We start from the raw sequence: 14,815 nt of genomic DNA on the forward strand, positions 1-14,815 counted from the left end.
TGTTGACTGAAGTGGAGGGGGTGAGACTCCTGCGGGAGGTAGCGGTAGCTTGAGACCCCACAGCGCAGCGAGGAGGCTCAAGCACACGCCCCGCGGAAAGCGAACTCCCATAACGGAAGGAAACAGGGTGTTATTATTACTTCACTGAACTTTATTTTTCCCATCCCGAAAAAAAACTGGCATTATAAAAAAAATAATGATATTATAGTAAGGTCTGAATTGAATGCACTATATGTTTGGAGGGATAACGATGCGCGTAAACGTAACTTTAGCTTGTACTGAAACTGGTGATCGTAACTATATCACTACTAAAAATAAACGTAACAACCCAGATCGTCTTGAGCTTAAAAAATACAGCCCAAGATTGAAAAAAGTAACTGTACACCGTGAAACAAAATAAGCAGCAGGATTTTCCTGTCTGCTTATTTTTTTGCCCATCAACCTGCTTCTACAGGGCTAATATTCTTTTTATTTTTGACCTTCACAGAAGTACCCGCTTTATATCCTTCGCTAATCTGATACCTTGGAGCAATCGTTACATTCCTTATGGATGATGGAGAGGTGTGCTCAATGGTTACATCATCCCAGACAATACTCCTGCTTAACTCACAATCCTTTGTTATTTTGGAACTTTTACCGATGATGGTGTATTTGCCAATTACCACATGGTCACCTAAATAAGAGTCGTTGCCGATATATGCAGGCCGATTGATGGTCACATTGTCTTCCATTTTCACATTTGATCCCACCCATAAGTTTGGCAATACCTCTTCAGCAGCTATATTGACTCGGACTTTTTTATCCAGCATATCGTATTGGGCCTGCCGGTAATCCTCATGACTACCGATATCCTTCCAATATCCATTTGCATGGTAGCCATATAGGCTCATGCCATTTTTAATAAGCCTTGGGAAAATGTCCTTGCTGAAATCATACGCTTTTCCTTTTTCCATCATACATAATACAAACGGATCTACTACATAAATACCGGTATTTACAATTTTACTGAATTCCTCGTCTTTCAGTGGTTTTTCCACAAACCTTCTAATATGCCCTTCTTCATCCGTATCAACAACTCCGAACTTATTAGGCTTTTTGACTTCCTTTGTAAAAATAGTAAATAAAGAATGTTTTTGGACATGATAGCGCACCCCTGCCATCAAGTTAAAATCGGTTAAAGCATCTCCGCTTATAACTAGAAAAGGTTCATCAAGAAGGTGCTCGGCATTTTTCACGCTTCCAGCAGTACCTAAAGGAACCGTTTCCTGGAGATAGGTTATTTTTACGCCCCATTGGGATCCATCCCCAAAGTAATTCCTAATTTTATCGCTTAAATATTGAAGGGTGATGATGATATCTGTAATTCCATGCTCTTTCAGAAGTTCAATGCTGTATTCCATGACAGGTTTATTCAGTAGTGGCACCAATGGTTTTGGGAGTTTTTGTGTTAACGGCAACAGCCGGGTACCCTTTCCCCCAGCCAATATGACTGCTTTCATATGCTATATCCCTCCTACTGGACGGAAGAAGTAGTAACTGTTGTCTCATAAACCGCCTCTGTCTGATCTCTTACATCTTCCCAGTTGTATTTTTGGTTCACTTCATTAAATGCTTTTTTACCGAGTTGTGAACATAACGTTGGGTTCTCGATTAAAGAATGTATCTTTTCACAAAGATCTATGCCATTTCCAGGCTCAAACAACAAACCGTTTTCTCCATCTTTAATGATAGAAGAAAGTCCTCCAGTCTTTGCCGCTATAACAGGTTTACCAGCTGCCATTCCTTCTATGGCCACTATCCCAAATGGCTCATAAACGCTTGGTACAACAAGCATGTCACTTCGCTCTAATAAGGTAGCTTTTTCGTTTTCATTTACATATCCAATAAACAGCACTTGTTTCTCCAACCCAGCCTGCCTAACTAATGCTTTATAATCCGACAGATATGGCCCTTTACCAGCTAGTATAAAAAGACATTCAGGATAAGATTCTTTTATTTTTTTTGCAGCATTTATCAAAGTCTTTATTCCTTTTTCAGGCACCATTCTGCCCAAAAAAAGAATCAGGTGTGAAAATGATCTTCGACTGATAAATTCCTGGACGCTGTCACTTCCCTCATCGGAAATGGCAACACCATTAGGGATAACATAAATTTTCCTTTTCCGGTTAATGTATTTCTCCACTTTTTTCTTCATATATGCGCTACAAACAATCAATACATTAGAATGTAGAATCAATAACTTTTCCCATTTAGCAGTTTGCAGCTGCATTTGGGTATCTAGATTGCTTCTACCTTCTTCAAGTGCATGAATGGTTGACACTATAGGAAGTCTCATACTTTCTTTCAGTGCCCTTGCAGCAAATCCCACAAGCCAATCATGGGCATGAATAATAGTAATTTGTTGTTGACTAGCTATGTTCTGCACCTGTTCAACCAAATTCATATTGGTTTGCGCGACAAAAAGATGAAAATCATCATAAGAACATTCCACTTCTTTTACCCTGTAAACTTTTATTCCCTCCACCGTCTCCGCCTCGGGTGCTCCAAGGCAATGTGGGGTCACAAGCGACACATGATGGCCTGCTTTTACCAACTGTCTGGATAATTGCCATACATGCTGCCCCAGTCCTCCTAACATGGCAGGTGGAAACTCCCAGGATAACATGACAATATGATAGGTATTTTTTATTTCTTCTTGTAACAAATGATTATGTGATGAGTGAACAGAATAGAATACATCAGAAGTAACAGTTTCCTGAAATGTTCCAGAATTTAACTGACGTGCTTTTTGAAGTTCAAATGAGGGTTTTTCATAAAAAGTATATGCTGCATTCAACTGTTGCCATTTTCTTTTATCAACCATATTTAATGGTGTCCAAATAGCTGCGTTTTCTAAGTCCGCCTTAATACCGCTCTTCATTTTTAACTTGTCGCTTTGAAAAAAAGGGAAAAATCCGTCCGCTTTTCCTACACCAATTTCCGCTCGAATGAAATGGAATTCGTTGATTTCTGGAAGAGTTATACTCCCACTATTCATTTTGGTTAGTATATCTAAAAAGAAGACATTGTTTCTACTAACTTGTGAGCTTCCTTTCCAACCAATCAGCCTGATAACCAAACCTTCCTCCCTTAATGACTGATAGGCCTTAACAAAATCTTTCCTCCATTGATCCACGACCCATTCAACTTTTGCTTCTCCAGCTTCATTCAACATCAACTTAATAAATTCCTTATCCGATCCATTGTTGCACATGGTCCAAACCTCTTCCCCCACGAATCTATCTTTTCTTTCATCTTATCACGTGAATTTTCTTTTCCACAACAGCCGGTTTTTGTCGTCTTTTGTGTTATAACGTAAATTTTTTATGTCCGTTGACAAAAAACGTTCACAAAACCGTCATATGTTTCTGAGGAATTTGTCGAAAGACTATTTTTCCATCTCTACTCCTATGATATAAAAAAGAGAGAAACTTTTATCTGGGGTGAAAAAATGTTAATTGCAAGTATAAGTTTAATCATTATTGCAGTCGCAGTGATTGTAATTTCCTTCTTTGTGGATGACAAATTTGCTGATCTAGAAAAGGAAATGGAACAGTTATCCTTTGATGTTGTTCAGGACAAATATAAGTTGGAAAGAAAAATGAAAGTATTAGAAGAAGAACTTTTGGGTGGATCTACTCCTATACATAAGGTTAAAACAAAAAGACAAGCAAGCCACCAAAATGTAAGTGAAGAAGATGTTGCTATATCTCTTTACCAAAAAGGATACACTCCTTCTCAAATCTCTCAATTCACTTCCACTTCCATGGAAAAAGTAGAACAGATCCTTCAATCTGCCAACCTAAAAGGAAACGTAGCCAATGAGAACTAATCTTAGAGCATTCGCAATTGGCATCCTCTTTGCAACAGGAGTAATGGGAGTTGCTTATTCTATTGTAAGTGCAGGTGCAACCACATTAAATGAAGAAAGTGTTCAGGCGTATGCCGCAGAAAACGACCTTCACGTGTTGTCAAAGGAAGAGTATGACGAGTTATTACCTAAAGTAGAACCGGTAGAGGAAACAAAAAACGATCAAAAAGAAGAAGTGAAAGAAGAGAGTAACAGCAACGAAGTGGCAACAGAAGAAGAGAAAGAAGAAGTCGAAGAAAAAGAAGAAGAGAATGAACCTTTTGAAATCGTGATACCAGACGGCATGGCAACTTACGAGATTACCGCGTTATTAGCACGTGAAGGAATCATCGAGGATGACAAGAAGTTTGACGCATACCTTGAAGACAAAAACATTGCTACCAAAGTACGTTCTGGAACGTTCACCATGAAAAAGGGCATGAGCTATGAAGAAGCTGCAGACGTGTTGATAAAATAGTCATATACATGAAGAAGCACCTCGTTGACATAGGGGGTGCTTTTTGTATGAAATTAAGAAAAGTTAACCTACAGCTTCCAGCAGGATAACGGTAGGACCGCTCGATCAGACGAACAATCTGTTCACTAGAATTGAGCCCCTGAATCGAATCGGGCGATAATCTGAAAATACGGGCGATTTTTTTAGGAATCGGGCGAAAATAGAAAATTACGGGCGATTATTCAGATTTACCGGCGAAAAATCCGACTTTTCGGGCGATAATTTAAAAAATCGGGCGATTCCATATAAACGGACTTTTTCAAAACTTTTCTAGACCCACTGAAACTAACTCCAATAAAAAAGTAGCAGTCCTCCCTGTCCGACTTTCCAACGGGAAGGAAAACTGCTACGATACCCTATTCTTTTCATTAACCTTTATCTTTTACCTTTAGAAGCCGCAAGCTATTTAACGTAACAAGCAGTGTTGCTCCCATATCGGCAAAAATTGCAATCCACAAGGTGAGCCAGCCCGGAATCACCAGCAGAAGCGCAAAAACCTTCAGCCCCAAAGAGAAAGTAATGTTCTGCTTAATAATGGTCAATGCTTTTCGGCTCAGTCTGATGGTGAATGGAAGCTTACGGAGGTCATCTCCCATCAATGCTACATCTGCTGTTTCCAGCGCGGTATCAGTTCCCGCTCCTCCCATTGCCACTCCCACTGACGAAGCTGCAAGGGCAGGTGCATCGTTTATTCCGTCCCCCACCATCATAATGCTACCGTGCTTTTCTCTTAACTCTTTAATATATCGAAGCTTATCTTCCGGAAGCAAACTTGATTTAACATGGTCTATCTCCACCTCGTGTCCAATTGCTTCGGCAGTCCTATCATTATCACCTGTCAGCATGTATAAATGAGGAATACCTATTTCCTTCAAATTTTTCACGCTTGAAGCACTACTTTCTCTAATCTCATCCCGGATTCCAAGAACACCAAAGATCTTGTCAGAAGTCCCGACTACTATCACTGTTTTTCCTGCATTTTGTAATAGATGGATACTTTCTGCTAGCCCCTCCACTTCCGGATGCTTTTGACCAAAGAACCAATTCGGACTTCCTGCTTGATAAAGGGTACCATTAATGGACCCCTTTATCCCTTTACCCGCAACAGACTCAAAATTCTCCATAGTATATTCCGTATCAGCTACTCCAATCTCTTCCGCTTTTTGAAGGATTGCTGAAGCTAACGGATGGGTCGAACCACTTTCTAGTGTCGCAATGATTCTTAGCAGCTCTTCTTCATTTAAATGAAAGGCCTGAACATCGGTCACTTCTGGTGCTCCACGAGTGAGGGTCCCCGTTTTATCAAAGGCAATTGCTTTGATTCTACCCACTTCTTCAAGGAAAACCCCACCCTTGATCAGGACTCCATTTCGAGCTGCATTCCCGATTGCTGTTACAATGGCAATCGGAGTGGAAATAACAAGTGCACACGGACAACCAACAACGAGAACCGCTAGGCCTTGATAGATCCATGTATTCCAGTCCAATCCCATGAACAGGGGAGGGACAGTGGCTACGAGAAAAGCAATAACAATGATTAGCGGTGTATAATACTTCGCGAACTTATCAACAAATGCCTGCGAAGGTGCCCTTTCCGCTTGTGCCTCCTCGACGAGATGAATGATTTTAGAGATGGTTGTGTCCTCGACGCGCTTGGTGACTTCCACTTCTAACAGCCCATCTTCATTAAAGGTCCCAGCAAAAACCTCATCATTCACACCTTTAGATACAGGAATACTCTCACCTGTAATAGCAGCTTCACTGATCGATGCTCCACCTTTCACAATGACGCCATCCATTGCGATTTTTTGCCCCGGCTTTACAAGCATCAGATCGCCAATTTTAACATCTTTGACAGAGATCTGCTTTTCTGTTCCTTCTATTAAAATAGTCGCCTGTTTAGGAGAAACATTCATTAGCGATCTTATCGAAGCTCGCGCCTTTTCCATCGAATATGATTCCAAAGCTTCACTTATCGCAAAAAGAATGACGACAGTGGCACCCTCTCCCCATTCACCGATAATCGCAGCACCGATGATGGCAATGGTCATTAATGTCTTCATATCAAATTGAAGCCTAATTAGATTATTTAATCCTGTAAAGAACAATCTGTATCCACCTATCAAAATGGATGCAGCGAAAAGAATAGTTGTAGAAAGGTGGCCTTCTCCCTGCTGAAAAAATGCCACCCAGCCCGCCACAAGAAAAAGAAATGAGAGGAGGACATTAACAGGCTTTTTGTAAAACGGAATAGTAGGTTCTTCAGGTAATTCCTCTTGTTCTGGAGACACTTTCAGTTTGTCAAATGCACCGGCTTTCTCAATCTCACTTAAACTTGCAGCACCAGTTACAGAAACCTTCGATGCACCGAAATTTACTCTTGCATCCATGACTCCTTCAATTTTTTTAACATTGTTCTCGAATTTTTGGGCGCAGTTTGCACATGATAATCCTTGAATTCTATATACTTGCTCTTCGTTATTTTTCACGTGTCTTCACCTCTTTTTGATGGGTAAAGGCGATATCGATTAATTGTCTAACATGATTATCATCCAAGGAGTAATATACTAGCTTTCCTTCCTTCCTGAATTTTGCCAATCCGAGATCTCTTAACAGCCTCAGGTGATGAGATGCTGTTGCAACTGTAGATTCAGTAATCGTTGCAACATCATGCACACAGAGTTCCTCTGCTAAATTGAGTGCCTGTGCTATTTTCAGCCTGGTTGGATCAGATAAAGCCCGGTATATTTTTGCCACATCATTTGTTATTATTTCATCTATTTGATTCTTCACATTTTTAACTTTTGTTTCATTTGCACATTCTTCTTGACATTGCGGTGTTGTCAAAACTTCTGAACTATAATTTGTTGACATAAAAGATCCCCTCCACATTCAAACATTCATTTGAATATTAGTATATGCCAACTTAGCTAAAATAGTCAATACATTCAGCTACAATCATAGAAGATAAAACAAGAACCCTGAAATCGTAGACATACTTATGACAGAAAGGACAAACGCTACCACCAGTTTTTTCTTAAAGATGCTATTTAATAATGCGACTTCAGGCAGACTCGCACCAGCTGAACTGATGAGCAAAGCCATAACAGGTCCCAAGGCCATGCCTTTGGCTATCATCATCTGGGATATGGGAATCATTGTTGAAAGTCTGATATATAGAGGTATACCTAATATCGCCGCAATGGGAACAAGCCACCAATTTTCTCCTCCAAGATATTGTGTAATCAATGAAGTTGGTACAGCGCCATGAATGAAGGCACCAATGGCTGCGCCAATCAATAAAAATGGATAAACAGTTTTCATTAGTGTAAGTGTTTCTTTCCAAGAACGTTTAAGGTCGAACCGTTTGGTTTTCGGTTGATAGTTCTTCAACAACACATTTTTTAATTGCTTTTCAAAACCTAATCTACCCAAGAGTAGTCCAATCATAATTGAAAAAGTCGTTGTGGTTAGAGTATATATTAGAGCTACCTTCCACCCTAGCAATGCTGTCATAATAGTCAGGATGGTCGGATCCAAAACTGGTGATGCAAAAAGGAATACCATCACAATTCCAAAAGGTATTTTTCTTCTTAATAATGTGACCACCATTGGTATGGTGGAACAGGAACAAAATGGGGTAATAAAAGCGAACAAGACAGCGAATAGAGAACTTAGGAGAATATTACCTTGATTTAGCCACTTCTCCATTTTTTGAAATGGCACAAAAGATTGGATGATCGAAACCAAAAACGTAATGAGAACAAACAGGACCGTTAATTCCAATGCGATGTACAAAAAACTTGTTATTACTTCTTTCCACATAAAAAACACTCCTTTATTTATTTGCATTTTGCAAGTATTTACTTTTTAAAAAAGCAAGTATCACAACTTACTTAATAAAACGGCTTACAGCACATGTTACTTTTACTCATCGCTGCATTCAATATTGTTAAAGATTCTAAAACATCAGTGCTCTCTTTTTCACTTAAATTAGAAAAAACATTCGCTAAATAATGAAGCATTTGTTGATTGATACCATCTTCCATTTCCTTGCCTTTCTCGGTTAGGAATAAGTGATACATTCTTTTGTCTTCAGCAGATTGTCTTTTTTCCACCAATTCCAGTTTTACCAGTGTTTGAATTTGTCTGCTAAATGTGGTGATATCCATGCCAATTGTTTCTGCTACCTGTTGCATGGAGGGGCCTTTCGTTCTTGCCAGTTCGTAAAGAATATGGCTTTGCACCTGCGAAATATCATAATCTTCTACCGAGCAGCAATTTTTGTTCAACATTCCAAACCTTCGCATCGTGATTTGAAGAATCGCCCTTATATCTTCCATTTTTTTCACCTCTTACTTTTATTATAGTTATTTATTTGCATTTTGCAACTACTTATTAGTTTTTAGTGCAAATTATTTTAATTAGCACTAAAAAGGTATTATTATTCTTCCGGCAAAAACAAAATTTTCCCTAACTTTCCCTTTTCCTTAAAATAAAGTTGGGCTTCCCTCGCTTTGTCTAACGGAAAGGTTTTATCAATGACTGGTTTTATTTTTCCTTCAGCTATTGCCTGAAGCATATCCTTAAACTCTTCTCTTGTCCCAAGCACGGAACCATACATAGAAATATGTTTAAGATACAACGTTCTAAAATCCAATTTTGTCTTCTGCCCGCCAGCTGATCCTGAAATACAAAACTTTCCTCCGTTTTTTAAGACTTGAAGAGATATAGAAAATAAAGCATCTCCTACTACATCTAACACCGAGTCTATCGGCCCATCATTCACCTGTAGGATTTCTTCAGATAGATTTTCGGATTTGTAAGATAATACATGATTAGCTCCTAATCCCTTCAATCTTTCTTCTCCGTTTAGGTCCCCTACAATTGCAATTACCTTTGCACCAAAGACTTTAGAGGCAATTTGGACATTTAGGGACCCCACCCCGCCATTAGCGCCTGTTACCATGACCGTTTGCCCAGGTTGAATTTGAATCTGTTGGACCATATGCCAAGCTGTTAATCCACTTACTGAAAATACAGCACTTTCCGAATAGTTTGGAAGAGGCATATCGAAACATAGATCAGCAGGCCACACCACGTACTCCGCATAACCACCGTCGTATTCAGATCCTATAAAAGACATATCTTCTGAAATATGTTCCTTACCTTCTTCCCCACTAGACGTAAAAGGGAATAAAACAACATCTCTTCCAATCATAGATTCTTCCACCTGATTTCCGACTTTCACAATTGTTCCTGTTATGTCAGAACCAGGTGTACGTGGGAATTGTACTCCTTCTGGCTTCCAACCGGACTTTGCATCGGTACCGTATGCTCCTTCTCTCATCCAAATTTCCGTATTATTTATCTCACAGGCTTTCACCTTTACAAGCACTTCATTTTGTTTTGGAACAGGTATTGGTATGTCTACTAATTCCAACATATCAACATCTCCATATCCTGTTACTTGGACCGCCTTCATATAGACATCACCTTACTCACTTTCAAAGATCTTCATTTACAGTATTAACCTATTTTTTTATTTAAGAAAAAAAGAGCAAGCTCAATTTCACGCTTACTCTCCCTCTCCCCTTAACAACAATCACTATCTTTCATACCCAACAACACAAGCCCTTTGCCTTGTGGTGTTTCCTGAACATCCAGAACAAGGTCGGTTGTCATGCTTTGGATTTTCGGATCAATTGCCACTTTTATTGTATTTAATGTTTCCACTTTATCTTCTTCTTTTGCCTCATCCAGAGACAATCCTAATTGTGGGCTTCCTCAGCCCCAGCCTGCAAAGTAAACACGTATGTTGCTTGCCCCGTTTTCACGCAGGATATCAGTGAGTACGTCTCTTGCTTCGTTTGAAACCTTCACGGCCAGTCACCTGCCTTCTTATTATTTTTCAAAAGCTCGTTTTATTCTTAGTTTTTTTCGTACATGTTTTGAAGCACTTCTTTTAACTCCGGCTTCACATTAATAATAGGACGGATGGAAGTTGCAAGCCTTTCCGCTTCTTCAACAGTACTAGCTTTCCCCAATTGTAGAAGGGTACCCATGGCAACCGTTCCGGTTCTATTACGCCCACCTGAGCAATGAAAGTATACTTTCTTTCCTTCTTGTTGAGCTTGTACGACATATTCAATAGCTGCTTTCACTGATTCATCCTGTTTGGCTGCATCATCCACGATTGGCATATGGATTCTAGGAAGGTCGTCTTCCACGTTATCCGTTTCCGCCCGCAAGTCTATGATAACATCCAGGCCTTCATTTGTATGTGCTTCTTTCGCTTGATCCGCACCGCCAATAAAGACATTTTCCATTAATGATTGATAGTTTTTTTCGCTTGTCATTTTCATTCACTCCTTACAACAGGTTCTCTTTTTCCCATGGCAGGATGGCACATTTTTCTTTTGTGGACTTTACTTTTTGTATCCAGGGTAGTTCATGTTTCCCTCTGCCTGATAGTACTTGGTCTGTTGTATTTGTATTAGCAAAACTTTGATTGATGATCCACCAACGCGGTGTTATAGAAGCGCGCTCAAGGTCAGCATGTAATCTTTCAGCCTCCAGTACAGGGGTTGCTTCCGGCAAGGTAACGATAAGTACTGATGTTTCTTCGGCATTACGAAGGCGTGGAAGCAAGTTTAGCACTTCTTTTGGCACCTCACCCGTTGAACGCAACAATTCCTTTTGATACGATTGGGCTGCTTCAAGCAGTAGCAATGTATGACCTGTTGGTGCAGTATCGATGATGACCACTTCTTCATCCGCCTGACCAACTATCTTGGCAAACTTCTGGAATACCGCTATTTCTTCGGTACAAGGTGAGTTTAGATCTTCCTCAAGGTATGCAAGTTGCTCCTCGCTAAGCCCCTCTCCCGCTTGTGCCAAAACATGCTTTTTATATGATTCTACTTCTGCCTTAGGGTCCACCTTACTGATTGTTAAATTCTCTTTTCTTGTTTTATCTTTAAACGCATGCTCCAGATGCGCAGCAGGATCCGTTGTAGTGAGATGGACTTTCACATCTCTTTCTGCAAGCTTCATTGCCAGTTTGGCTGCGAGTGTAGTTTTACCAACGCCACCCTTCCCCATCGTAAATACTACACGAAAATTATGGTTTATAACATCTCCTACCACTTGATCAAGATCAGCAAGTTCGGTAAGTATTTCAGGATTTACCTGACTCGTTTCCTCAACTTTTATCGTTTCTCCGTTTAACCAAGCCTTTAACGGACTGATACCAGTTAATGAATATGAAATATAAGGAAGGTACGTCATGGGAATATCATCAAATGTACTCACGGCATCTTCCAGCGCTTTCTGTTGCTTTTCGTAAAATGCCAAGGATACCTCATCGTCTATGACTGTCTTTTCCATTAATCCATTTATTATTAGTTGCTGATTATGAAGGCCAATTTCACGCAACTCCTGAGAGGCACGCGCAGCTTCCATGATTGGCGATTCATCAGGTCTTGTTACCAGAAGCAACTGAGTTTGGGAGGGATCTGACAATGCCTTTACCGTCTGTTCATACAGTTCCTTTTTGGCCTCAAGCCCTGAAAGTGGTCCTAAACAGGAAGCTCCGTGGGTACTTTCCTCCAGGAAATTATTCCACGCAGACGGCAGGGAAAGCAGTCTAAGTGTATGGCCTGTTGGAGCAGTATCAAACACAATCACATCATATTGCCCAGTTACCTCTTTTTGTGTTAATAAAGTGGAGAATTGGTCAAAGGCTGCAATCTCAACCGTACATGCTCCTGATAACTGCTCTTCCATGGTAGCCAATACTGATTCTGGGAGTTTTCCTTTATAAGGACCAATCACACTTTCCCGGTAATCTCTCGCCGCTTCCTCAGGATCAAGATTACAGGCAAAAAGACCTTCCACACCTGGCACTTCAGAAATGTCATTTGTCAATTCCGTTTGAAACACATCCTGCAGGTTGGAGGCTGGATCGGTGCTGACAATCAATACCCTCTTTCCTTCTTCGGCAAGCACGATGGATGTGGCACATGCTGTGGACGTTTTACCAACACCGCCTTTACCAGTGAAAAATAAGTATGGTGCTTGTACCATTGTTTTGGGTTGGAATGTTGGGAGCATAAAGCCGCCCTCCTAGTTGATTGAATTTAGAGTAATATTGAGTTTCTTTTTTGGTTTTTCATGAACAAGTTCCTCTACTTTCACACCGGTCCATTCAGCAAATTCCTCGTTTGTAGGGTAATCTGCCATCTTTTCAACTTCGCCATCTACTAAAGTAACTGGAAGACATTCCGGTCCTTTTTCCATTAGCAATTCATTCACCTTTTGGTTCGTTACAAATGGTTCAGGCTCTGAGCCTAAATTGTATCGAGTGATTTCGATACCTTTTTGTTGCAAAGAAAATACAGCACTTGCCATTCTTGTTAGTTCCGGGTCCACACTTGGCCCACAAACGCCAGTTGCACAGCACATTGCAGGATCAAAAATTTCAATTTTAGCCATTTCACACTTCCCCTTTCCGATATAGAAAAAATAGCCGAGATATTCCGCTCGGCCATTTTTATTATTTTCCAGTCTCAGCAAACGTTTTGATTCTGTCGCCAATTTCATCACGTACACGTTGGAAGAACTTCCATTTCTCTTCTTCCGTTCCTTCTGCTTTGGCAGGATCATCAAAACCCCAGTGTACTCTCTCTTTGTTTGGTGGTGTTGCCGGGCAAACATCTGCTGCATGACCGCAAAGTGTTACGACTAGGTCTGCTTTCTGCAAGATTTCAGCGTCGATTGTGTCTGAAGTTTGGTTGGTGATATCCACATCCACTTCGTTCATTGCTTTTACTGCGTTTGGGTTTACACCGTGTGCTTCGATTCCTGCTGAGTACACATCCCATTCGTCACTAAGATATTTTTTCCCCCAGCCTTCTGCCATTTGGCTGCGGCAAGAGTTACCTGTGCATAGGAAGTAGATTGTTTTTTTAGTCATGATGAAAAACTCCTTTTTTGTAATTTGATTTTTGTTTCAACGCCTGTTAATTTCCGTTCCGGGTATTCGCTTTCCGCTGGGCAGTGCTTGAGCCTAGCCTGCACTACAAACAACAGGGTGTGTCTTAACCAATAATGAGTAGCCAGAAATATAGGCCTAATAGCGTGATGAATAGGGTTGGGATGGTTAGAATGATACCTACTTTGAAGTAGTATCCCCAACTTATCTTTACACCTTTAAGGCTTAAAACGTGTAGCCATAGTAATGTTGCCAAGGAACCGATTGGTGTAATTTTTGGCCCAAGATCAGATCCGATAACATTGGCATAGATTAACGCTTCTCGGATTGTTCCGGTTGTGGCTGTGTCTTTGATTGCCAGTGCGTCAATCATGACAGTCGGCATGTTATTCATGAATGATGAAAGAATAGCTGCAATGAACCCCATGGAAATCGTTGCAACGAAAAGTCCTTCATCAGCAGCCATTTGAATGACGTCTGTCAGGAGGTTAGTTAACCCTACATTTCTTAGACCGTACACTACTACATACATCCCAATAGAAAAGAATACGATGGCCCATGGTGCACTTTTCAGAATCTGTTTCGTGTGAATTACCTGGCTGTTTCTACTTATTAAAAGAAAGATGATAGCAACACTGGCTGCAACGAATGAAACAGGAATACCGGCAAATTCACTAGCAAAATATCCGACAAGAAGTACCGCAAGTACAATCCATGATAAGTTGAAGAGCTTCACGTCCTTAATCGCTTCTCTTGGTGGCTTCAATACGGACATATCATAATTTTCCGGGATACTTTTACGGAAGAACAAGTAAAGCACCACGATACTTGCCCCAAGTGCAAAGAAGTTTGGAACAATCATACGTGAAGCATATTCGACAAACCCTATTTCAAAAAAGTCCGCTGACACTATGTTTACTAAGTTACTAACCACTAATGGCAGTGAAGTAGTGTCTGCAATAAATCCACTAGCCATGATGAATGGCAAAATCATTTTTTCTTTGAACTCTAAGTTCCTCACCATAGCCAGAACAATTGGTGTCAATATAAGAGCGGCACCATCATTAGCGAAGAATGCAGCAACCACTGCTCCTAGCAAAGTAATATAAATGAACATCCTAACGCCGCTTCCTTTTGCAAATCGAGCCATATGCAAAGCCGACCATTCAAAAAATCCTACTTCATCTAAAATGAGGGAGATGATGATCAAGGCCACAAACGTTAATGTTGCATTCCAAACAATGCTTGTTACATCAATTACATCAGTAAAGGTAACAACGCCGAAGAGTAATGCAAGAAGTGCTCCTCCGCATGCTGACCAGCCTATGGATAATCCTTTAGGTTGCCAGATAACAAAAATTAATGTAAGTAAAAAAATCACAGATGCCAAAATTATATCCAGCAAAATATTCCC

16 protein-coding genes are annotated in these 14,815 nt (G+C 40.4%); 3 read left to right on the plus strand and 13 right to left on the minus strand.

What is annotated here, in order from left to right; translation table 11 throughout:
- Positions 1 to 250: 250 nt before the first annotated feature.
- A complete protein-coding gene (gene rpmG, locus HF078_RS17105; protein WP_010194590.1) occupies positions 251 to 400 on the plus strand; it encodes a 50S ribosomal protein L33 in 150 nt (49 codons plus the stop codon).
- A gap of 37 nt (positions 401 to 437) precedes the next feature.
- Here the strand turns inward: rpmG and HF078_RS17110 are convergent, their stop codons facing one another.
- Both HF078_RS17110 and HF078_RS17115 read right to left on the minus strand, forming a co-directional pair.
- Positions 438 to 1,499, minus strand: coding sequence for a nucleotidyltransferase family protein (locus tag HF078_RS17110; RefSeq protein WP_169292252.1), 1,062 nt, complete (start codon positions 1,497 to 1,499; stop codon positions 438 to 440).
- A 14-nt stretch (positions 1,500 to 1,513) separates the two neighbouring features.
- Positions 1,514 to 3,253: a glycosyltransferase family 4 protein gene (locus HF078_RS17115; RefSeq protein WP_169292253.1), complete on the minus strand. Its 1,740-nt coding sequence runs from the start codon at positions 3,251 to 3,253 to the stop codon at positions 1,514 to 1,516.
- Positions 3,254 to 3,490: 237 nt separating this feature from the next.
- Here HF078_RS17115 and HF078_RS17120 point away from each other — a divergent pair, with 237 nt between their 5' ends.
- Entirely contained in the window at positions 3,491 to 3,871 is a 381-nt protein-coding gene (locus tag HF078_RS17120) for a hypothetical protein (protein ID WP_169292251.1), read from the plus strand.
- Entirely contained in the window at positions 3,861 to 4,367 is a 507-nt protein-coding gene (locus tag HF078_RS17125) for an endolytic transglycosylase MltG (RefSeq protein WP_169292254.1), read from the plus strand. Before HF078_RS17120 ends, HF078_RS17125 begins: the two co-directional genes overlap by 11 nt.
- Positions 4,368 to 4,774: 407 nt before the next feature.
- Here HF078_RS17125 and HF078_RS17130 read toward each other — a convergent pair whose 3' ends face one another.
- The 11 genes from HF078_RS17130 to HF078_RS17180 all read right to left on the minus strand — a co-directional run bounded on the left by HF078_RS17130 (position 4,775) and on the right by HF078_RS17180 (position 14,806).
- Positions 4,775 to 6,895 (minus strand): heavy metal translocating P-type ATPase, encoded by a 2,121-nt coding sequence (locus HF078_RS17130; RefSeq protein WP_169292255.1) that lies wholly within the window; start codon positions 6,893 to 6,895, stop codon positions 4,775 to 4,777.
- Positions 6,885 to 7,280: an ArsR/SmtB family transcription factor gene (locus HF078_RS17135; protein ID WP_169292256.1), complete on the minus strand. Its 396-nt coding sequence runs from the start codon at positions 7,278 to 7,280 to the stop codon at positions 6,885 to 6,887. The genes HF078_RS17130 and HF078_RS17135 overlap by 11 nt, the downstream gene beginning before the upstream one ends.
- An 84-nt stretch (positions 7,281 to 7,364) precedes the next feature.
- The gene (locus HF078_RS17140; protein ID WP_169292257.1) at positions 7,365 to 8,231 is read right to left on the minus strand and encodes a permease; all 867 of its coding nucleotides are present in this window, start codon (positions 8,229 to 8,231) and stop codon (positions 7,365 to 7,367) included.
- Between the two features lie 71 nt (positions 8,232 to 8,302).
- Positions 8,303 to 8,749 (minus strand): MarR family winged helix-turn-helix transcriptional regulator, encoded by a 447-nt coding sequence (locus HF078_RS17145; protein ID WP_169292258.1) that lies wholly within the window; start codon positions 8,747 to 8,749, stop codon positions 8,303 to 8,305.
- 101 nt (positions 8,750 to 8,850) lie between these two features.
- Positions 8,851 to 9,891, minus strand: a complete 1,041-nt coding sequence (locus HF078_RS17150) for a zinc-binding dehydrogenase (RefSeq protein ID WP_169292259.1) — start codon at positions 9,889 to 9,891, stop codon at positions 8,851 to 8,853.
- Between the two features lie 110 nt (positions 9,892 to 10,001).
- Entirely contained in the window at positions 10,002 to 10,175 is a 174-nt protein-coding gene (locus HF078_RS17155; RefSeq protein WP_169292260.1) for a hypothetical protein, read from the minus strand.
- 161 nt (positions 10,176 to 10,336) lie between these two features.
- Complete coding sequence (locus tag HF078_RS17160; RefSeq protein ID WP_169292261.1) at positions 10,337 to 10,765, minus strand: protein-tyrosine phosphatase family protein; 429 nt, start codon at positions 10,763 to 10,765, stop codon at positions 10,337 to 10,339.
- 13 nt (positions 10,766 to 10,778) lie between these two features.
- Entirely contained in the window at positions 10,779 to 12,521 is a 1,743-nt protein-coding gene (gene arsA / locus HF078_RS17165) for an arsenical pump-driving ATPase (protein ID WP_169292262.1), read from the minus strand.
- Between the two features lie 12 nt (positions 12,522 to 12,533).
- Positions 12,534 to 12,902, minus strand: a complete 369-nt coding sequence (gene arsD / locus HF078_RS17170) for an arsenite efflux transporter metallochaperone ArsD (protein ID WP_169292263.1) — start codon at positions 12,900 to 12,902, stop codon at positions 12,534 to 12,536.
- 61 nt (positions 12,903 to 12,963) lie between these two features.
- The gene (gene arsC, locus HF078_RS17175; RefSeq protein WP_169292264.1) at positions 12,964 to 13,383 is read right to left on the minus strand and encodes an arsenate reductase (thioredoxin); all 420 of its coding nucleotides are present in this window, start codon (positions 13,381 to 13,383) and stop codon (positions 12,964 to 12,966) included.
- A gap of 124 nt (positions 13,384 to 13,507) precedes the next feature.
- A complete protein-coding gene (locus HF078_RS17180; RefSeq protein ID WP_169292265.1) occupies positions 13,508 to 14,806 on the minus strand; it encodes an arsenic transporter in 1,299 nt (432 codons plus the stop codon).
- Between the last annotated feature and the right edge of the window lie 9 nt (positions 14,807 to 14,815).

Source organism: Bacillus sp. RO2, from assembly GCF_012911845.1.
Taxonomy (GTDB): domain Bacteria; phylum Bacillota; class Bacilli; order Bacillales; family Bacillaceae_I; genus Sutcliffiella_A.